Raw genomic sequence first — 20,705 nt, forward strand, 5'->3', positions numbered from 1 at the left:
ACCCATCACTCAACTCGATATCAGAGCAGGTCGACCACAGCGACACACTAAATCCGAATGCTTGACTCTAAAGAAATCTATATGCACCATTAGCAGCAATAATCGATGTGTCGGATGACACTGTCGATACGACGCGAAGGAAGACGAGGGAGCAGATGTCCGACATCGAGACCAGCGAACGTGGATCTGCACTGTGGATCCGGCTGAACCGGCCGGAACGGCGCAACGCCTATGACGCAGCGATGGCGGGCGCAATCTCGGACGCTCTCGAGGACGCCTCACGGTACGGCTCGGTTGTCATCACAGGGGTACCCGGAAGCTTCTGCGCCGGCGGCTCGCTCGGCTCGCTGGCAACTCCCAGCGTCACCGAGATGCGCGGCCTCTACCGTTCCTCGCTGCGGTTGTTCGATTCGATCCGTAACTGCCCTCGTCCCGTCATCGCAGCGGTGAACGGCCCGGCCGGTGGAGGCGGCAACGAACTCGTCGTCGCGTGCGACCTCGCTGTTGCAGCTCGGTCTGCGACATTCGGGCAGACCGGGCCGCGAGTGGGCAGTTCACCCGTTACCGGCGCCACCAATGTGATGGGCGTGCAGATCGGCGAGAAACGCGCCAAGGAACTCTCGATGCTCTGCCGGCGCTACAGCGCGGAACAGGCCTTGGCAATGGGGCTGGTGAACGAGGTTGTCGAGGACGACGACTTGGAAACGGCCGTGATGCGCTGGACCGAGGAACTTGCAGCCCTGAGTCCCCGCTACCTGGAGATCACCAAGGTCAGCTCGAACCTGTGGTGGAACAGCGCCCGCGATTCCTTTGCCAACGGCCTCGGCATGCTCGTCCAGGCGATCGGTAGCGACGACATGATCGAAGGCGCGAATGCCTTCATGGAGAAGCGTCCTCCCCAGTTTCCGGATCCGTCCTGAACCGCGAACACCCAAACCACTACTCACCCAAGGATTCTCATGACACAGACCAACCTGAAAACGCGCGACATCAGCACTGTCATCGACGACCGGGCATTCCTCGAGTGCCCCCGCTGGCATGAGGACCGGCTTTGGGTGTCCGACCTCTATGCCCACGAAGTCCTGTCCATCGGGCAGTCCGGCGACCTACGGGTCGAGGCGCAGATTCCGAACCAGCCGTCGGGTCTGGGTTGGCTGCCGGACGGACGACTGCTGATCGTATCCATGCTCGACCGAAAGATCCTGCGCCGCGAGCACTCCGGCGAACTAGTCGTTCACGCCGACCTGTCCGCCCTCTCCCCCACCAAGATCAACGACATGGTGGTCGACGGTTTCGGCCGCGCCTGGGTGGGCAGCTTCGGGTTCGAGTTCCGCAGCACTTCTGCAGTCGAGCCTGCAGACCTGATCCGCATCGACCCGGACGGCACCGTATCGATAGCCGCGACCGGACTGCGGTTTCCCAACGGCGCCGTCGTCACTCCCGAAGGTGTACTCGTGGTCGCCGAGAGTATGGGCAACCGGCTCACAGCATTCGACATCGCAGACAACGGAGATCTGACCAATCGCCGCACGTGGGCGGTATTCGGAGACGACGTCCCTATGTCCTCGGTGGCCGACGCAATGGCCGCGTCGTCCGTCGCGCCGGACGGCATTTGTCTCGATGCCGAGGGCGCCATCTGGGTCGCGGACGCACTCAACCGTCGACTCGTTCGTGTTCGCGAGTCGGCTGGCATAGTTGATGAAATACCCTTCGAAACCGGAGTTTTCGCCTGCATGCTCGGCGGCACCGACGGTCGCACCCTGTATGCCTGCGCATCGCCGTCGTCCTCGGAGCACAAGCGCGCACATACCCGCGACGCCAGCATGCTCGCTGTACGCGTGGAGATCCCGCACGCAGGAAAACCGTGACCGGTAACTCGTTCGCCGGGGCATCGGCAATTGTGACCGGCGCCGGCAGCGGCATCGGCCGAGCCACCGCCTTGGCACTCTCTGCCTCGGGCGCCCGCGTGCTGGCGGTGGACATCGACGCTGCCGGTCTTGCAGTCACTGCGGAGCGCGTCACCGGAGCACCGATCGCCACCCATGCCGCAGATGTCTCTGTCGCCCGGCAGGTTCGCGAGTATGTCGACGCTGCAGTCGAATTGCTCGGCCCACCCGAGTTGTTCTTCAACAACGCCGGGATCGCCGGTTACGCAAAGCCGATTACCGAACTGAGTCTGCAGGATTGGGCATCGGTAGTCGACGTCAACCTCAACAGCGTGTTCTGGGGGCTGAAATTTGTTCTCCCCCATATGTATGCTGCAGGTCGCGGGGCGATCGTCAACACCGGTTCGATCGCCAGTCTGCAGGGGGCAGCGCATCGCGCCGACTACGTGGCCACCAAGCATGCCGTGCTCGGCCTCACCCGATGCGCAGCCGCGGAGGCACGAGAGCATGGGGTGAAAGTGAACTGTCTGTGTCCAGGACCGGTAAATACCGAAATGGTTTCCAAGTTTCGCAATGCAGTCTCATCCGCCGGGCCCGACGCTGCGCCGGCCACATCGATGGCGACCCCTGAGGAAATCGCCGAGGCTGTACTGTTCCTGCTGCAACCCGACATACCATTCCTCACTGGCTCGGCGGTCTCCGTGGACGGCGGCATGGCAGGCCTGTTCTGAGCGGCACGCACACGACGCAGATTGAGGTTGATCTCCTTGCCAGACAGGAACTTACCGCCGGACAGATACATCCCGGGGTCAATCCGACGTTACGGGTTGACGGTTCCACTCAACGGAATACCACTACGCAACCAACGTGATCTCATCGCGGAACTACCCGACCTCGGATACACCGACGTGTGGTCCTCGGAGTCCTCGGACGCTGATGCCTTCACTCCCCTTGCGCTGGCCAGCGTATGGGCACCGACCCTCCGGTTGGGTACCGCAATCGTTCCGGTCTATACACGGGGCCCGGCTACCCTTGCCGTTTCCGCGAATACCCTCGCCGCGGTGGCTCCCGGCCGATTTGTACTCGGGATCGGATCTTCATCGAGTGTCATCGTGGAGAAATGGAATTCGATTCCGTTCGACGAACCGTACAAACGGGTCCGCGACACGCTCCGCTTCCTCCGATCGGCACTCTCCGGAGAAAAAGTAACCCAACAGTACGACACATTTTGTGTCGACGGGTTTCGTGCCGGCCTGACCTCGGACCCTCCACCGCCCGTACTCCTCGCGGCGATGCGCCCGGCGATGCTCCGTCTAGCGGGGCGCGAGGCAGACGGCGCCATCGTCAACTGGCTTTCTGCGGAAGACGTCAAAACCGTTGCCCCGTACGTTCACGGAGGAGGAGAGGGTAAGGAGATCGTCGCTCGGATATTCGTCCTGCCCGGTGTCGATGCGAACACTGCGCGCGCCATCGGGCGGCGCAGGATCGCGGCGTATCTCAATGTCCCGGTCTATCGGGCATTTCACGAGTTCCTGGGCCGCCAAGACGGACTCGACAAAATGTGGCGTGCCTGGTCGGACGGAGACCGGGCCGGCGCATTGGCTGCGATTCCCGATCGGGTTGTCGACGACCTGTTCGTCCACGGGGCGCCTGAGACGTGCCGCGAGCACATCGAACGCTATCGGTCGGCGGGCGTCACCACTCCGGTGATCTCGGTACTGACTTCGGGCAACCCTATGCCCGCCATCCGAGCGTTGGCCCCAAGGTAGCCGAATATTGCTGTGAGACAAGAGCGGGTCGCCTCGGATACTCCGAGGCGACCCATTGCTGTGACTGGTGCTACTTACCTTGCCAGCGCGGCGCACGCTTCTCGGTGAAAGCGCGTGCTCCCTCCTTCGCGTCCTCGGAGCCACGCACCGGCTCACTGAGTTCCCGTTGTCGGACGAACTGCTCGTCGAGTGTCCAATCCACTGATTCGACAATGATCTGCTTGGTCGCCTTGACTGCCAACGGGCCGTTCGCCGCGATCTCCTTCGCGATGGCCAGTGCTGCGTCGAGCGCGCCACCAGGCTCGGTGATTTCGTTTACCAGCGCAGCCCGATACGCGTCCTCGGCACTGATGAACCCGCCGGTCAATGCCCACTGCATCGCCAGGTGATACGGGGCGCGACGCGGCAGCCTCATCAGGCCGCCGGCACCCGCGACCAGACCACGTTTGACCTCGGGCAGACCGAACTTCGCGTCGCTCGCGGCAACGATCAGATCACACGACAACGCGATCTCGAAGCCCCCGGCAAGTGCGTACCCCTCGATCGCAGCGATCATCGGCTTGGCGGGTGGTTGCTCCACAATTCCTGCGAAGCCACTACCCGGAAGCGAAGGTCGCTCGCCGCCGAGAAATCCTTTCAGATCCATACCGGAGCAAAAGGTTCCACCCGCCCCCGTGATGACACCGGCCACGAGGTCCACCCGCGAGTCGAGTTCTTCGAGTGCTGCGGCGATTGCTTCAGCGGTGGCCAGATTGATGGCGTTCCGGGCGCGTGGCCGGTTGAGTGTGATCACCTGGACTCCGTCGATCCGGTCGACCAGAATCGGGTGTTCCTCGGTGCCCACCGTGGTGCCACCGTGCTGTGATGCGGTCATGGTGTTCCCTTTCGCTGTACTACTAGCTTCTCGGTGTGACTAGCGCGGCTGCATACGGATGGCACCGTCGAGTCGGATCGTCTCTCCATTGAGCATCGCGTTATCGATGATGTGCAGGGCCAACGACGCAAACTCGTCGGGTTCACCCAACCGCGACGGGTGCGGAATCTGCTTGGCCAGGCCGTCACGGATCTCGTCGGAGAACCGGCTCAGGATCGGAGTATCGAATACACCGGGCGCGATCGAACAGACCCGGATCAGCTTGGTGGCAAGATCTCGGGCTGCCACAAGTGTCATGCCGACAACACCGGCTTTGGCTGAGGCGTAGGGGATCTGACCGATCTGTCCTTCCCACGCGGCTACCGACGCAGTCAGCACACAGGCGCCGCGCTCACCGTCGACCGGTTCGTTCTTCGACATCCGGGTGGACCCGAGACGGAGCACGTTGAAGGTGCCGACCAGGTTGATATCCACCAACTTCCGGTACAGATCCAGATCCCCCGGAGTACCGTCGCGGTTCACAAGTCGCACGGTGCCGCCACGGCCGGCGCAGTGTACGAGTGCGCGGATCGGTCCGTTCCGTTCCGCGAGATCGAGCGCTGCATCCACTGCCTCGGCATCGGTGACGTCTGCGGGCCCGAAGGTAGCGAGTGGCCCCAGTTCCTCGGCGACCTGAGCGCCGGCCGAACTCGGCAAGTCGATCAGAACCACAGGAATCCCGCGGTCGACGAACCTACGAGCGGTCGCGAGCCCGAGGCCCGACGCGCCGCCGGTAACGACGGCCGATCCATTGTCAAGCTTCATTTCTGCACCCGATCCCTTTCGGTAGCGTGAATTGTCGTGAGGTCTATTGCTTGGGACAGAATCATTTTCAGTTGATCAGCTCGATAATGGTGGCGTTGGCCATGCCACCCGCCTCGCACATCGTCTGCAGTCCGTACCGGCCTCCACGCTGTTCGAGTTGGTTGATCATGGTGGTCATCAAGCGACAACCGGAGGCGCCCAGCGGATGCCCGAGCGCGATGGCCCCACCTGCCGGATTGAGTCGCTCATTCTTGACGCCGAACTCCGCCTGCCACATCAAAGGCACCGAAGCAAACGCCTCGTTCACCTCGACTACGTCGAGGTCGTGAACTCCCAGCCCAGCACGGCTCAGCGCCTTATGGGTGGCATCGATCGGCCCGGTCAACATCATCACCGGATCGGAGCCGACTACAGCGGATGCGACGACCCGCGCCCGAGGCCGAAGACCCAATGCCTTGGCCTTGTCCTCGGACATCACCAGTAGAGCACTTGCACCGTCGGTGATCTGAGATGAGTTGCCGGCTGTCACTTTCCAGTCCAGATCCGGGTACCGCTCGCGATGGGCATCCGTCCCGAACACCGGTGCAAGGCCTGCAAGTTTCTCTGCGGTCGTGCCGCGGCGAATGCTCTCGTCGGTCGCACGGGTCTGATCATCGACGGTAAGCGGGACGATCTCGTTGTCGAAACCCCCACGGTCTGCGGTTTCGGACGCCAGTTCATGTGAGCGAGCGGAGTACTCGTCGAGTTGCGCGCGAGAGAGTGCCCACCGGTCTGCGACGAGTTCAGCGGCCACACCCTGCGATACCAGGTCCGGATACCGCGCACGTACCCCCGGCCCCTGCGGGTCGCGCCCCATCGAGGCGGATCCCATCGGAACCCGACTCATCGACTCGACGCCCGCCGCGATCGCGATGTCATAGGCGCCGGCCGCTACTCCCCACAGTGCAAAATCCAACGCCTGCTGCCCGGATCCACACTTGCGCTCGATGGTTACCGACGGCACGTGTTCGGGATACCCGGCGGAGAGCCAAGCCTGACGTCCCGGCGTCGCAGACTGCTCGCCGCTCTGGTTCACGCATCCCACCAGCACGTCGTCAACCAGCCCCGGATCGAACTGGGAGCGGTCGATCAGCCCCGTCAGGACTCCGGCGAGCAAATCTGCCGGATGCAATCCGGAGAGCGCACCTCCCGGCTTACCCCGGCCCATGATCGAACGCACCACGTCGACGATGACCACGTTGCTCATAATTCCTCCGATTCATTGTCATAGATGACCGTACATCAGCACATGCGAGATATTTCGATTTCGACACTATGCACAGCACCTTCGGATAATCTATGCTCACCAATATCATGAAATGGAAGGAAGGTGTTCCGATGACATCAGTGGCGACAGTCGACGTAGCCGAGAGGGAGGCCGTTCGCGAGCTGGCAGCAAGCCTCGGCCGCGAGCGCTATGCCCCGAAGGCCGCAGAATGGGACGCCAATCGCACGGCATTCCCGCACGACGAACGCAGACACCTGGGCTCGCTCGGACTCCTGGGTATCGCACTCCCCGAGGAGTACGGCGGCTCCGGAGCACCACTTCGCGACGCCCTTGTGGTAATCGAGGAAATTGCAAAGCATTGCAGGCCAGCCGCTTTCCAGGTGTTCGAAGCAAACACCGGTCCCGCGCACGTAGTCGCCATGCACGGTACCGAAGAACAGAAGCGTCGATTCCTGCCGAAGATCATCGCGGGCGAGACCACCATGGCCGTCGCGATCTCCGAACCGGATGCCGGCTCAGCCGCAACGGACATGACCACCAAGGGAACCCGCACTCCGGAGGGGTATCGCATCACCGGAACCAAGCGGTGGATCTCCAACGGCAGCGAGGCAGACACCTATCTCGTGTACTGCCGGCTTTCCGACGCCCCTGGCGCCAAAGGTCTCGGCGCGATACTGGTCGAGGCCGACCGTCCTGGCGTCAGTTTCGGCACTCGCGAAAAACTGATGGGTTTCCGCGGAATCCCCTCAGCTGACATCAATTTCGATGATGTCGAGGTACCGGAGGAGAATCTACTGGTCGGCCCGGGCGGATTCCGAACGCTCTTCTCCGCGTTCTCGATCGAACGCCTCGGCAATACCACCATGAGCTTGGCCATCGGACAGGCCGCCCTCGACCGCACCATCGAATACGTGCAGGAACGCACACAATTCGGTAAGGCACTGATCGAGTTCCAGGCCGTTCAGATGACCCTCGCCGACATGATCCTGCAGGTCGAGGCAGCGCGCAGGCTTCAGGAGAAGGCGGCAGACTTCCCCGCGGGCACGCTGCCCAACACACTGGACGTATCCCTTGCCAAGTGCACAGCCAACGAGATGGCCAAGCGTGTAACCGATCTCGCGATGCAGCTGCACGGCGGAAACGGCTACACCGAAGAATACGGACTCGAGCGCCTCCACCGAGATTCGCACGGCTGGGCACTGGCCGGCGGCACGCCGACCATGCAACGCACCCGTATCGTGTCGGAACTACTAGGGCGTAACTTCGACCAGCGCCGATAACAGCACGCGTCGAACACAATCCGCGAGAATGGCCCCCCGAAGTCGAAACTGGGGGGCCATTTTCAGCTAGACGTCCCGAGTTGTTCCCGGCCGCGCATACAACGGAACTCCGGAGCCCAACTGGCTCCGGAGTTCCGTCATTCACCGAGGTCGTGATGCCTGCCTTTTCCTGACTACACGTCCCACTGCAGTGGGAGCGAAAGAAGGGACAGCTGTCCACCGCGTTCAGTCAACTCCGAGTCAGGCGCGACGCGGTAATTCGGAATGCGAGCGTGCCACTCTCGCAGGACAACCTGAAGTTCGAGCCTTGCCAGGTGCATTCCCAGGCAACGATGCGCCCCGGCACCAAAACCGAGGTGCTGGTTCACTCCGGTGCGGCCGAGAATGTACTCGTCCGGATCCGGAAACTTTCGTGGGTCCCGGTTGGCGGATCCGATTCCGAGCCATACGACATCGCCCTTGCTCATCTCCAGATCGTCGAATTCGGTGTCCTGGGCGACCTCTCGGCCTCCCTGAATAACCAGCGGATAGAGCCTGATGAATTCTTCCAGCGATGCCGGGATCAGCGAGGGATCTTCCACCAACTCCTGACGATGGTCGTCATGCTCCGCGAGATGCGTGAAAATGTAGCCCAGCGCGCTGCGTGTGGTGTCCAATCCGGCCAACATCAACGTCATACAAACCGTGAGGATGTCCTCGTGCGGGATCGGCTGGTCGTCGATCGTCGCTTCGATCAGTCGACTGACCAGGTCTTCCTTCGGGTCCTTCGGATTCTTCCGACGATCTGCAACGGCCTTGTCGAAGTAGTCCATGATCTGGTCACCCGCCGCCTTCGCCTCCTCCTTGCTACCACCGAAGAAGCCGTCAAAAACTTTGTCGACCCAGGGAAGGAAGAACTCGCCGTCCTCGAGCGGGAGCCCGAGCAGGTGCAGGAACATGTCCGTCGGATAGCGAATTGCGAACTCGGAGACGAAGTCACACCCGCCTTTCGGTGCAAGTTCTTCGATCAACTCGATGCACCGTTTAGTCGCCGCCTCCTCGAGGCGTCGCACGGCCGCCGGGGCGAAGTACGGATTGATCACCCTTCGCATCGCGATATGCGGCGCACCGTGGAGGTGCTGAGGTAGCAGATCGACGGTCCTCGACGGGTTGAGTGCACTCGTCACATTCGTAGTGAAATCCTCGGCTCGCTGAAACCCTTCGAGCACGTCGTCATAGCGCGTCAACATCCAGAAACCACGGTCAGTGGTGTCATTGAACTGGAACCGGGAGGCCTCACGATCCGCATTCAGCAGGTCGTAATGGCTACCCATCGGCCCGTCCGCCGTGTAGTCGGTGTGATTGAAGGGGCAGCCTGCCTGCTTGCCGGGAGCACCGGAAGCCGGAGAATGCAAATCTTCGATTGTCACTTGTCTTCACCTTCTCCTCGACGCGATGCCTCGTGCAAGGCTCGCGTCATAACTAGTTATCGGCGATAGCCGTGGATTACGCGATGTGCGCTGGGATACGTCGTACCCCAACACTCTCCGGATGCAACGAGGCCGGGTCGTAGAGGTGGCATGCCACCTGTACGCCCTCGGATACGGTGGTGGTCGGCCTGGTCGAAAGGCAGACCGGAGCGGAGTGCGGACACCGGACGGCGAAGGGGCAACCGGTCTCGGATGCGTGGGAAGCTCCCGCTGTGGTTGCCGAAACAGATTGTCGACGAAGCTCACGCCGCTGCCGCTGCAGTGTGGGGTTTGCGACCGGAGCTGCCGCAACCAATGCTTTGGTGTAAGGATGCAGAGGTCGATCACACACGCGGTCTGCCGGGCCGCTCTCCATCACCTGGCCGCGATAGAGAACGACAACCCGATCTGAAATATGCCGAACCACGGCAATGTCGTGGGCAATGAACAGATATGCCACCCCGAGTCGATCTTGAAGCTCGTCGAGGAGATTGATCACCTGTGCCTGAGTCGAGACGTCCAGCGCACTCACTGCCTCGTCACAGACCACCAGTTTCGGCGAGATTGCCAGAGCCCGGGCTATCGCGATGCGCTGACGTTGCCCGCCGGAAAACTTGTCCGGGTAGCGTTCCGCCGCATCAGCCGGCAGACCGACAGCGCGCAGCAATTCGGTCACCTTGGACTGAGCTCGCGCCTTTGTCATACCGGGCTGCATCAGAAGTGGCTCGGCCAATGTCTTCCCGACCGGGTGACTCGGGTTCAGTGAACTGAAAGGATTCTGGAAGATGACCTGCAAGTCCTCCGCCAACGAACGCCGGGCGGGGCCCGACGCATGGGTGATATCTGCACCGTCGAATCTGATCTCTCCGCCCGATGGCGGAGTCAGGCCGAGCACCGCACGCCCAATCGTGGACTTACCCGACCCAGACTCACCGACGAGACCAACTGTCTCACCGGCATTTACAGTCAAACTGACGCCGTCCACGGCACGCAACGGTTTGGACTTCCTGCCGGGAATCCGATATGTGACCTCGAGGTCAGACAGCTCTAGAAGAGTACTCATGCTCCACTTCCTCCAAGGAGTCGATTCGGATGCATCGGCTCTGTCGACCGAATGCGTCAAGTGCCACGAGAGGTACCGGCTGCGTCGTGCACTCGGGAACTACGAGCGCGCACCGCGACGCAAACCTGCACCCGTGCGGCCAGTCTCGGGGCACGGGCACCGTCCCCTCGATGGTGGGTAGCGTCCCTTCTGTCCCCTCGAGGGCAGGCGTCGATCGCAGCAATCCTCGGGTGTACGGGTGGCGAGGCTGCTCGAACAGTTCCTCGACAGGGGCCTGCTCCACGACCTGACCGGCATACATGACAACCGCGCGATCGCAGATATCCGCGACCACACCCAGATCATGGGTCACCAAGATCAGCGCCATCCCCAGTCGCTCTTGCAACGAACGCAACAGGTCGAGGATCTCCGCCTGCACCGTGACGTCCAGCGCGGTGGTGGGTTCGTCTGCGATCAACAGTTCCGGTTCACCGGACAACGCGATGGCAATTCCGGCGCGCTGGGCCATGCCGCCGGAAAGTTGATGCGGATAGCTGCGAAACACGTTTTCCGGGTTGGGAATCCCGACCAAACCGAGTAGTTCAAGGGCACGCTCACGCGCCTGAGTCCGATTCATCTTGGCGTGGTAGCGGATGGGCTCGCAAAGCTGGTAACCGATCGTGAAGGCCGGATCGAGCGAGACCATCGGCTCCTGCGCGATGTACCCGATCCTTGTCCCGCGATACCCGGACAATTCCTTGTCCGAGACCCTGGCGAGGTCGACGCCGTCGAACAGCACCTGGCCGCTCACAATGTGGCCTTCGCCCGGCGTCAAGCCCGGAATCGACAGCGCAGTAACAGTTTTTCCGCATCCGGACTCCCCGACCAGACCGATGGTCTCGCCTTTGCGCACGTCGAAGCTGACTCCGTCGACGACGGGCTGCATTCCACCCTCGACCGGGAACGAGACGACCAGATCCCGCACGTCGAGCAACGGCGCGGAGCCGGTCGCACTCGTCGTAACGTCGGAAGAACGAGCCGCCCCGGGCAGTCGCAACCGGGCGAACGGCTTGCCGGTAGCAGCATTGCCCTTGGTGGTCGGTGCGGCATCGCGCAATGCGTCGCCGAGGAAGTTGAACGACAACACCGTGAGGATGAGCACCATACCGGTGGGCACCATCAGCCACGGGTCGACGTTGATGTTCAGCGCTGCCTCGGCGATGCCTGCTCCCCAGTTGGGCGCGGGTTGCTGAGGCCCGAGTCCGAGGAAACCAAGCCCGGACTGAACCAACAGAGCGGTTCCCAATGTCACTGAACTCAGAATCAACAGCGGAGCAGTCACATTGGGCAATACGTGACGCACGACGATTCGGAAGCCGCCCAGACCCGAGACCTTGGCGGCGTCCACGTAAAGTTCGTTGCGCACCGCCGCTGTCGTCGCGCGGACCAGCCGAATAAAGCTCGCCGAGACGATGATGCCGAACGCCGTCATCGAAATGGTGAATTCACGTCCGTACACCGCCACCACCGCCAGCAGGATGATAATTGTCGGCAGCGCCATCAGCAGTTCCGCGAGTCGACTGATCACGGCGTCGAGCCAACCCGCCCGATATCCGGCGATCAGTCCCAGCGGCACCCCGATAACCAGCGCAGTCACGACCGTGGTGGCCGAGCCGAGAATGCTGATCGACCCGCCGTGCATGAGCCGGCTGAGAATGTCGCGACCGAGAGAGTCTGTGCCGAGCAAGTACTCACCGGAAGGTAGCGCGAAGGAGTTGCCGAGGTCCTGGGCAAGCGGGTCGTGCGGCGCCAAGATCGACGCCCCGAAACTGCAGACCAACACGAGTAGAACCCAGCCCGCACTGAACCACACACCCGGCCGGGCCACCAGCCTGCGCAAGTAACTATGCCCCTTCGCCGCACTGGGACCAGCGGGCACGGACTCGACTGCGTCCGGAGTTACGAGATCCGCTTGTGGTGTCGTCACTGTCGTCATGAGCGCCTCATCTTCGGATTGAGCCAACTGTTCGCGATGTCCACGAGCAGGTTCACCGCGAGCACGATGGTGGTCGTGCAAATGACCACGGTCAGGATCATCGGCAAGTCCTTGGCGTTAACTGCCTGCAACGTCAGCGCGCCGAGCCCGTTGAGGGCAAATACCTGCTCGACGATGACCGTGCCACCGAGCAATCCGATGAACTGGAATCCCACGCTGGTCACGATCGGGATCGACGCGTTGCGTAACGCGTGCCGAAACACCAAGGAGCGATGCGGAATTCCGGTCGCCCGAAGGGTTCGAATGTAGTCGTTGCCGAGCACGTCGAGCATCGCCCCTCGAGTCTGACGTGAGATCGCAGCCACGCCCACGGCACCAACCGATATGGCGGGCAACGTGATCGAGCTGAGCCAGCCCGAGAACGACTGCTCGACAGGCACATACCCAACCGAGGGGAACATACCCAGCTTAACCGAGAAGACCAGCACCAGCAGCGCGCCGAGCCAGAAGGAAGGTACCGACATCATCAGGCTCGACACCGCTTGAGTGCCACGATCGACACGCCGCGAACTCATCGCACTGAGGACACCGAAGGTGACGCCGATCACCACGGTCAGTATCACCGCGCCGATCACCACCGAAAGCGTGATCGGCAGACGGGAATTCACGTCCGTGATGGCGGGCCTGCCAGTCTGCAGCGACGTCCCGAAATCGCCTGTCAACACTCCGGTCAACCACGACCAGTACTGAACAACCAGCGGACGGTTGTAGCCCATCTGTTCGTTGAGCGCCTCGACCGCCTCCGGAGTGGCAGATTCCCCGAGGATGGTGCGCCCTGGACTGCCTGGCATCAGATTGACCAACAGGAACGCCATGGTCGCAATCGCCCACAGCATCGGGATGACTGTCAACAGTCGCTTCGAGATTGTGCTTAGCACGGTTCACTCCTCTACCTGTCCGTGTGACCCACCGCGGCGGGCCACACGGACGATGGTCACTACGCCGGTTGGAGGGACCTGATAACCGGCAGGGTGGGATCGAACTGGGTGAACTCGGGCTCCTTCAACGTCTTCGGGTTGTAGAAGTAGTACGCGTCACCAAAGTTCGTGATCGTGAAGAAGGCCTGATCCACCGTATAGGCGGAGAGCTCCTTGAAAGTTGCGTCCTGCTCTGCGCCGGTCTGCACCGCGGCCCGAGCGATCAGCTCGTCCACCTTGGGGTCTTTGATCTTGTACGCGTTGTAGAGGCCGTTGCTCGACAGCACCTGAGAGGCGTCGTAGAAATTGTCAGCCGGGTTGTAGAACCAGGCGTAGGTCGGCGTCTTCCCGGAGAATCGAGCCGTCTGATAGTCCGGCAACTGCAAGTTGTTGATGGTCGCGTTGATTCCGACCTTGTTCAGCATCTGTGCGGCAGCCTGCGCGTAGCGGTCGAAGAACTGAACCTGCGTGCACACGATCGTCAGATCAAGCCCGTTTCCGTAGCCTGCCTCGGCGAGCAGTTGGCGCGCCTTTTCCGGGTCGTACGGGTACTTGGTGTCCAGTGTGGGATCGTTGCCCGGGCTGCCCGGCGGGAAGAGCTGTGTCGAGATCGTGCCGTCACCGATGGTTTCCTGCAACGCTTCCCGGTCCATCGCGTAGTTCAGTGCTTGGCGGACGCGAACGTCGCCGAGTGCCGGAACATCACGCCCTTCCCTGTCACCGATCATCAGGCCGGCGCTGTAGGACAGCTGCTGATGTGTCTTCATACCAGCTTGTTCAGCGGTCGGTACGTCCGGTCGGTTGCCGATCGTGCCGTCGATCTGACCCGAGCGCAACGCGTTGAGCGCAGCAGCTGTATCCGAAATCTTCTTCAATACATAGGTATTGAAATGGGTATTCGCAACATCCCAATATCCGTCGTTCTTCACGAACGTGAAGGTGTCGTTCGGAGTCGAGCGGGCAGCGTCCAGCGAGTATGGCCCCGATCCGACGGGTTGCTGGTCGAGCTGATCAGGATTGTCGATCGCCTGCGAGCTCACCATCATGCCGAGGTTCTGCGTGAAGACCAGCGGCAGTGAAGGGTTCGGCTGCGAGAGCGTCAACTTGAGCTTATAGGGATCAGTGACCTCTACACCGGTGACATCCGCGAGTTGGAACGTCTTCGGCCCCGTCACGGTCTTGGCTCGGTCCAGGTTCTTCTTCGCGACTGCCGCATCGAACGTCGTACCGTCCGTGAACGTCACGCCTTCGCGAAGCGTCATCTCGAAGGTTGTGGGTGTCGAGTAACCCCATTCCGTCGCCATCCCCGGAGAAAATGCCCCGTCGGCACCACGGTAGATCAGCGAGTCGTAGACGGCCTGGAGGCTCTCTTTGAACACGCTCCAGTCATTCTTGTACGGATCCCACTTGCTGACGACGCTTGTCGCAGCCAACGTGACAGTGCCCGTGGACTGTGCGCTCGTCGTACCACCGCCGCAAGCCGTGAGCAGTCCGACGGACATGATTCCCGCCATCACCGCCGCCACTTTCGTGCGCATGAACCCTCCTGGATGGATTTTGTTCGTGGCTCCTGCCACGCATTAGATGAATCATGATGCAGATCACATCCAAAGTCAATGACAATTATGCGCATCGTTAGCACTAATTTCTCGTCGAACTGTGACACTCGGCAATCACGGCAAACGCAAGATTGCGCGGAGTAGAGGGCTCGGATCGCACCTTGTCATCTCAATACCGCTCGACGGATTCGACAGTCTCCCTTGATCTACACACGCATGAGGAAGCAGCCCGTCGGATATGGATCCGGCGGGCTGCTGTTGAGCTGTCGACAGTGAAGGACTGTCGTTCGCCTAGAAGGCAATTACCGCGCGTGCACCGAGAGGATGATCCAGATCCTTCAGGGCTGAATTCACGCCGGTGAGCGAAACGCGCTCACTGAGCAACGCGTCAAGCTCCAACCGCCCGTCAAGATAGAGCTGGCAGTACAACGGGATGTCCAGCCGAAAACGGGTCGACCCCATCTTCGTCCCCTGTAACTTCTTCTCCAAGAGCAGATCTGTCGCCGGAATTCGGACCTCCACGTCCGGCCGAGCAACACCGACCACCGTTGCCATGCCCATTGTGTCGAGCATCGCAAACGCCTGCTCCACCGTCGCCGCAACACCAACCACCTCGATCGCATGGTCCACCCCGCCACGTGTGAGTTCCCGCACCGCTTCAACCGGGTCGCAGATGCTTGCGTCCACCACGTCTGTCGCACCGAACTTCTTCGCAAACTCGAGTTTGGCCGGGATCCGGTCGATCGCAATGATGCGCGACGCACCAGCCAGTCGTGCGCCTTGGACGACGTTGAGACCGACACCGCCACAACCGATCACGGCTACGGTCTGGCCCATCCGAACCTTCGCGGCGCGCCGCACAGCACCGAGGCCGGTGATACCCGCGCAGCCGAGCAGCGCAGCAATATCGAGAGGCATTTCGTCCGGCAGTCGGACAAGTGTGCGTTCGTGCACGAGCAACTCTTCTGCGAACCCACCCAACCCGACAAAGGCATCCACAGCGGTGCCGGCACGAGAAAGTCGTGGTGTCCCACCCGTAGGCCGCGCACGCTTCTTGTCTTCACAGTGCTGCAGCTCGCCGGACATACACCAACGGCATACCCCGCAGAATGCAGACGCGCAGGTGGCTACACGATCACCTGGCCGTACGTACGTCACCTCACTGCCCACTCGCTCGACGATTCCCGACGCCTCGTGCCCGAGCACCAATGGGAGGGAAAGAGGCTGAGCACCGAACTGCATGGTCCTGTCGGTTTGGCACACTCCCGAAGCGACAGTGCGAACCAGCACTTCATGGGGTCCCGGGTCCGCGACATCGATATCCTCGATGCTCAGATCTGAATTGAACTGGTTGAGTACTGCAGCTTTCAACGCTTACACCTCCGGATTATCGGTGACGTGTCGGAAAATGGAATCTCGGGTTCGCCTGCCAGTTTCGTGTGCACCCACGCTCTTACTCCGATGCACGCCACACCACCAGCGCGTCAAGCGCTTCGATTGTCGCGCCATCGACCCGAAGTGGGTTGACCTCCAAAGAATCCAGGGTTGGTTCGAGTTCCTGCGCGAGACGACCGATCGAGCACACCACCTCTGCGAGCGCGTCCAGATCCGCGGCCTTCCCGCCCCGCACACCGTGCAGCAGTGCCGCACCTCGCAACCTCTCGAGCATGCGTCGCGCCTCGCCCTTCGCAACCGGAAGAGGTGCCGACGCCACATCATCGAGGACTTCGACCAGGACTCCGCCAAGCGCCACGGCAAGCATCAATCCCCAGTCCGGATCGCGCGTCACTCCTACCAACAGTTCGATACCGCCGGACCGCATCGGCGAGACCAGAACGCCGTCCAGGACAGCACCGTTTGCCGTGGGATGAGCTGCCGCGATCAGGATCTCGTCGTAGATTCGGTCAGCGTCTGCTTCCGTCACCCCGAGGTGCACGCAGCCGAGATCGGTCTTGTGCGCTATGCCGGCCGAGACGATTTTCATCGCCACGGGGCAGCCGAACTGCCGTACAGCTGCCGCCGCGGCTACGCCGGAATGCACGTGCACCGCCGGAACTACCGGCACACCTGCCGATTTCATCAGATTGCGGGCTTCGACCTCGGAAAGAGGCGCTGCACCGACAGTTCGCACTACCACACTCTGCGCCACCTCCGTAGAATCGATCCGAGCGCGGCGCCGCGACCACTGCGCAACCCGGGCGAAGGCGTCCACACCCAGTCGCAATCCCGGAATCACATGTGGCACACCTCCCCTACTCATTGCCTGTCGCGCCGTTGCACCGATCGGCTGGGTTACCTGGGTCAGATAACTGCCAGGAGCCTTGCTTCCGATCAAGCCTGCCCCGATCGCATCGACGAGCGGTTGGCCGTAGAAATCTTCCCCGGCATCACCTAGCGGAAGACTGTTGACCACGAGGACCGCACCGACTTCCGGGTCATTGCCAACTGCCGTGACTGCGGACCGGAACAGGTCTGGGTCGATGATCGCAGCTCCGGTCACGTCCAGCGGATTCTGAACGTGTCCGTACGACGGCATTACCGCTGCAATCTCACGCACAGTTCCCTCGGTCAGGTCCGGGATTCGTACGCCGGCATCGTGCGCGAGATCCGCGATGATGTCGCACGCGCCACCCGAGATCGACACCACCCCGAGTCCCGTCTGTTCCAACGGGCCTGTGTGCGCTGCGAATCCAGCGGTGACCAACATATCTTCGACCGTGTCAACCCGGATCACACCGAGCCTTTCGAAGACCGCGTCCACCACCCGGTTGTCCCCGACCAGCGCGCCGGTGTGCGCAGTCGCCGACCTGGCCGCCAAGTCACTCTTTCCTGCTTTGAGGACAACTACGGCCTTGCCCGCCAAAGTTGCTCGTCGCGCAGCCGATGCGAAAACCTCCGGCTGCCGGATCCCCTCCATGAACACGGCGATGGCTTCGACCTGATCATCCTCGACCAGGTAGTCGATGAGATGGCCGACCGTCACCATGGCTTCGTTTCCTACCGTGATGACGTGTGAGAGCCCGACGCCGGATAACGCGGCAAAGTCCTTCATTGCTCCGCAACTGGCGCCACTTTGCGAAATGAGGGCAACGTTGCCTGGTTCCTGCGGCGGATTCGCCAGAGCCATCGCCGGAATCCTTGCCGCCACGTCGACGTACCCGAGCACGTTCGGCCCGATCAGCACGACACCCAATTCTTCCGCAACAGAAGTCAGCTCCTGCTGAAGCTGCAAGCCGTCCGGCCCCGTCTCGGCAAAACCCGAGCTCAGGACGAGGACGCCCTTGGCTCCGGCATCTGCAGCGTCGCGCAGCGCCTGTACTGTCGACGAGGCCGGCACCATGACAAAGGCGAGGTCGATCGGTGTACCGACTGACACGCAGGTCGGATGTGTCGGCCTCCCGTGTACCGCCGGCGAGCGCGGATTGATCAGGTACGTTCTCGACTCATGCCCGGCTGCAACAAGATTCGCATGGACCAGCCGCGAGAAATTAGACTTTTCACTAGCCCCGATGATCGCGAAACTCGTGGGCGCGAACGCGGCTCTCAATCGTTCCGGGGTAATCGGTGTACGGTTCATCAGTCCTCCAATGTCATTTGTCAATATGTTGTATTCACATGTGGTGCAGGGAGCTACTCGCGCGCCAGACCCATACGACGCGCGATCAAGGCACGCTGAATGTCGTTGGTGCCACCGCCGATGACAAACATCGGAGCCGTACGGAGCCCTTGCTCGAAAACACCGCCGGCCACAGATCCTGCACTGGTTGCGGACAACGCGGCATCAGGTCCCAGCACTTCGAATGCAAATTGTCCGAGGTCTTCGGCAAGCTCGCCGGCGAGAACCGCCGCCATCGGCGCCGTGTCGGCATTTCCGGAACCGCCCGCGACCTCTGCGTTCGCGGCAGCCACCAATACCCTCGCTGCCTGCAATCTTGCGGCTAGGCTGGATAGCCGATGCCGCAGAAGCGAATCGGCACTGCCCAATTTTCCCTTCGGGTCTGTACGGACCAGTCCCACAAGGTCGTCGAGTTGCCGGTGCAGCGTCGCAGCGATCCCTCCCATCACCAACCGCTCGGATGTGAGCGCGTCCGTGATGACCCGCCACCCACCGTTGACGTCACCTACTCGGGCCGAGTCCGGGACCCGCACGCGATCGTAGAACACCGAGCACGAAATTTCCCCGGACAGTGCTGTGTGACTTTGAATTTCGATACCGGGTGTATCCATCGAGACGAGGAAGATGGTGATACCCGCATGCCGGGGAGAAGCGCCAGGATCAGTACTGGTCGCCAGCCACACGTGAGTCGCCGACAGCGCCCGTGTTGTCCAGGACTTCTGCCCGTCAATCAACCAGTCGCCGCCATCTCTGGTCGCCCGAGTGCGGACCGACGCCAGATCCGAACCAACCTCCGGTTCGCTGTACCCGAGGCAGAACGCCATCTCACCACGGCCGATCAGCGGGAGGAACTCGGCCTTCTGCTCGTCTGTACCGTGCCGGAGAATTGCGTGACCCAGCAAGCTGGTTGCACTGAGTGCGCGATCCACCACGACAGGGGCCCGATAGTACTTGGACTCGGCCGCCAGAGTGGCTCGATCCTCGGCCGTGGCCGAACGCCCGCCGAATTCGTCAGGCCACCCCAGCCTGAACAAACCCCTGCGGGCATACTCGTCACGCAAGCTCTGGTCATCCAGGTTCACGCCAGATTCCCAGCGATGCAATAATTCCCGAACCTCCGACCTGAAAGCACTGTCGGCGGGGGCTCCGATGCCCGGCAATTCTCGACGGCCCTCGACCAACCGGCGGGCAACCTGGGAATTGCGGCCACGCAACTGGTCGAGCACGGCGACATCAGCATGCACTCTTCGGAAGAGCCAGGCCGCCTCGTGCTCCTCGAAAAATCCGATAGCACCGAGCGTGTGCTGCGCCGCGAACAGTGACGTGGTGACGATTTCCCGTCCGTGATGGACAGCCAGGTCGACCGACATCGCAGCATCAACCGGATCTTGATGTCGAATTACCTCGTCCACAAGGAGGTTCGCGGAGACAAGTTCGATCTGCGTGTGTGCGATTCGCTGCTGGACCGCGCCGAAGGCGCCGATCGTCCGGCCGAACTGGGTACGAGTGCGAGCATGATCCGTCGCAAGTTCATGCGCACGTCCGGCCGCGGCGAGAGTGCGAACCACCAGCGCCAGCTCCGCAATACCCCGAACCCGGCGCACCCAACTGACACCCAGCGTGCGGGTGCACACAGGTTCCGAACCTGAGACCCGCGTCCACGCCGGCACCGCCATTCCGGGAGCCTCGGCAAGACGCCAGACAGGTAACAGATCCACCACCCCGTTGAGAGTGTCGACCCGAAGCAGGTGGGTTGCGCCGAAAGCACATTCGAGTGAGGAAAATTCAGTCTGGTCTGCCTGTTCTGTGAAACAGACGAGAGGCCGGATCACGCCCCGCGTGATTGCATCAGCTTCGGCACCGTCGAGTAGTTGGACGGCGACATAGGCGTCCGAGACCGGCAGCGGGCAGGCGCGTCGCCCGAGTTCACGCTGCGCGGCCAACAGAAATCCCAGCGCACCTTCCGCGCCCAGTTCGAACCAACCCTGCTCGGCAGCGACGTCCCACAGCCCGGCGACGTCGGCCGCAGGCGCGGCCGTGGCCTCACCCCACAGTCGATCAAGCACTCGCCCAACAGAATTCGCAAACTCCTTGCAGTCCGTCGTATCGGATTCCACAGTCGTCGTCATGCGCCCACCTTTACTGAACGATCATCGTTGATTAATTACTATATGAACGCTTATCGTT

Annotated in this window: 16 protein-coding genes; 5 read left to right on the plus strand and 11 right to left on the minus strand. The window is 61.8% G+C overall.

Features of this window, described 5'->3' with window-relative positions; all coding sequences use genetic code 11:
• Positions 1 to 155 precede the first annotated feature (155 nt).
• The 4 genes from FFI94_RS26850 (at position 156) to FFI94_RS26865 (ending at position 3,655) form a co-directional block, all read left to right on the plus strand.
• Positions 156 to 920 (plus strand): enoyl-CoA hydratase/isomerase family protein, encoded by a 765-nt coding sequence (locus FFI94_RS26850; RefSeq protein WP_138870493.1) that lies wholly within the window; start codon positions 156 to 158, stop codon positions 918 to 920.
• 39 nt (positions 921 to 959) lie between these two features.
• Positions 960 to 1,868 (plus strand): SMP-30/gluconolactonase/LRE family protein, encoded by a 909-nt coding sequence (locus FFI94_RS26855; protein ID WP_138870494.1) that lies wholly within the window; start codon positions 960 to 962, stop codon positions 1,866 to 1,868.
• The gene (locus FFI94_RS26860) at positions 1,865 to 2,617 is read left to right on the plus strand and encodes an SDR family NAD(P)-dependent oxidoreductase (protein ID WP_138870495.1); all 753 of its coding nucleotides are present in this window, start codon (positions 1,865 to 1,867) and stop codon (positions 2,615 to 2,617) included. Before FFI94_RS26855 ends, FFI94_RS26860 begins: the two co-directional genes overlap by 4 nt.
• Positions 2,618 to 2,713: 96 nt before the next feature.
• On the plus strand, positions 2,714 to 3,655 hold the full coding sequence (locus FFI94_RS26865) for an LLM class F420-dependent oxidoreductase (protein ID WP_260684345.1): 942 nt from the start codon (positions 2,714 to 2,716) through the stop codon (positions 3,653 to 3,655).
• A gap of 70 nt (positions 3,656 to 3,725) precedes the next feature.
• Here FFI94_RS26865 and FFI94_RS26870 read toward each other — a convergent pair whose 3' ends face one another.
• The 3 genes from FFI94_RS26870 to FFI94_RS26880 all read right to left on the minus strand — a co-directional run bounded on the left by FFI94_RS26870 (position 3,726) and on the right by FFI94_RS26880 (position 6,579).
• Positions 3,726 to 4,529 carry a crotonase/enoyl-CoA hydratase family protein gene (locus tag FFI94_RS26870; RefSeq protein WP_138870496.1) on the minus strand — a complete coding sequence of 268 codons (804 nt, stop codon included), beginning with the start codon at positions 4,527 to 4,529 and terminating at the stop codon, positions 3,726 to 3,728.
• A gap of 39 nt (positions 4,530 to 4,568) precedes the next feature.
• Positions 4,569 to 5,333: an SDR family NAD(P)-dependent oxidoreductase gene (locus FFI94_RS26875; RefSeq protein WP_138870497.1), complete on the minus strand. Its 765-nt coding sequence runs from the start codon at positions 5,331 to 5,333 to the stop codon at positions 4,569 to 4,571.
• Positions 5,334 to 5,400: 67 nt separating this feature from the next.
• Positions 5,401 to 6,579, minus strand: a complete 1,179-nt coding sequence (locus FFI94_RS26880; RefSeq protein ID WP_138870498.1) for a thiolase family protein — start codon at positions 6,577 to 6,579, stop codon at positions 5,401 to 5,403.
• Positions 6,580 to 6,710: 131 nt separating this feature from the next.
• Here FFI94_RS26880 and FFI94_RS26885 point away from each other — a divergent pair, with 131 nt between their 5' ends.
• A complete protein-coding gene (locus FFI94_RS26885; protein ID WP_260684346.1) occupies positions 6,711 to 7,880 on the plus strand; it encodes an acyl-CoA dehydrogenase family protein in 1,170 nt (389 codons plus the stop codon).
• Between the two features lie 173 nt (positions 7,881 to 8,053).
• Here FFI94_RS26885 and FFI94_RS26890 read toward each other — a convergent pair whose 3' ends face one another.
• From FFI94_RS26890 to FFI94_RS26925, 8 genes are all read right to left on the minus strand, one after another.
• The gene (locus FFI94_RS26890; RefSeq protein ID WP_260684349.1) at positions 8,054 to 9,289 is read right to left on the minus strand and encodes a cytochrome P450; all 1,236 of its coding nucleotides are present in this window, start codon (positions 9,287 to 9,289) and stop codon (positions 8,054 to 8,056) included.
• Between the two features lie 76 nt (positions 9,290 to 9,365).
• Positions 9,366 to 10,391 carry an ABC transporter ATP-binding protein gene (locus tag FFI94_RS26895; RefSeq protein WP_138870499.1) on the minus strand — a complete coding sequence of 342 codons (1,026 nt, stop codon included), beginning with the start codon at positions 10,389 to 10,391 and terminating at the stop codon, positions 9,366 to 9,368.
• Complete coding sequence (locus FFI94_RS34385; RefSeq protein WP_138870500.1) at positions 10,366 to 12,366, minus strand: dipeptide/oligopeptide/nickel ABC transporter permease/ATP-binding protein; 2,001 nt, start codon at positions 12,364 to 12,366, stop codon at positions 10,366 to 10,368. The genes FFI94_RS26895 and FFI94_RS34385 overlap by 26 nt, the downstream gene beginning before the upstream one ends.
• Positions 12,363 to 13,304: an ABC transporter permease gene (locus tag FFI94_RS26905; protein ID WP_138870501.1), complete on the minus strand. Its 942-nt coding sequence runs from the start codon at positions 13,302 to 13,304 to the stop codon at positions 12,363 to 12,365. The genes FFI94_RS34385 and FFI94_RS26905 overlap by 4 nt, the downstream gene beginning before the upstream one ends.
• Positions 13,305 to 13,363: 59 nt before the next feature.
• Positions 13,364 to 14,881, minus strand: a complete 1,518-nt coding sequence (locus FFI94_RS26910; protein WP_138870502.1) for an ABC transporter substrate-binding protein — start codon at positions 14,879 to 14,881, stop codon at positions 13,364 to 13,366.
• A gap of 312 nt (positions 14,882 to 15,193) precedes the next feature.
• The gene (locus FFI94_RS26915; protein WP_138870503.1) at positions 15,194 to 16,273 is read right to left on the minus strand and encodes a Zn-dependent alcohol dehydrogenase; all 1,080 of its coding nucleotides are present in this window, start codon (positions 16,271 to 16,273) and stop codon (positions 15,194 to 15,196) included.
• 82 nt (positions 16,274 to 16,355) lie between these two features.
• Complete coding sequence (locus tag FFI94_RS26920; protein WP_138870504.1) at positions 16,356 to 18,479, minus strand: acetate--CoA ligase family protein; 2,124 nt, start codon at positions 18,477 to 18,479, stop codon at positions 16,356 to 16,358.
• A 53-nt stretch (positions 18,480 to 18,532) separates the two neighbouring features.
• Positions 18,533 to 20,647 (minus strand): acyl-CoA dehydrogenase family protein, encoded by a 2,115-nt coding sequence (locus FFI94_RS26925; protein ID WP_138870505.1) that lies wholly within the window; start codon positions 20,645 to 20,647, stop codon positions 18,533 to 18,535.
• Positions 20,648 to 20,705: the final 58 nt, after the last annotated feature.

The sequence above is a fragment of the Rhodococcus sp. KBS0724 genome (assembly GCF_005938745.2).
Lineage (GTDB): Bacteria > Actinomycetota > Actinomycetes > Mycobacteriales > Mycobacteriaceae > Rhodococcus_F.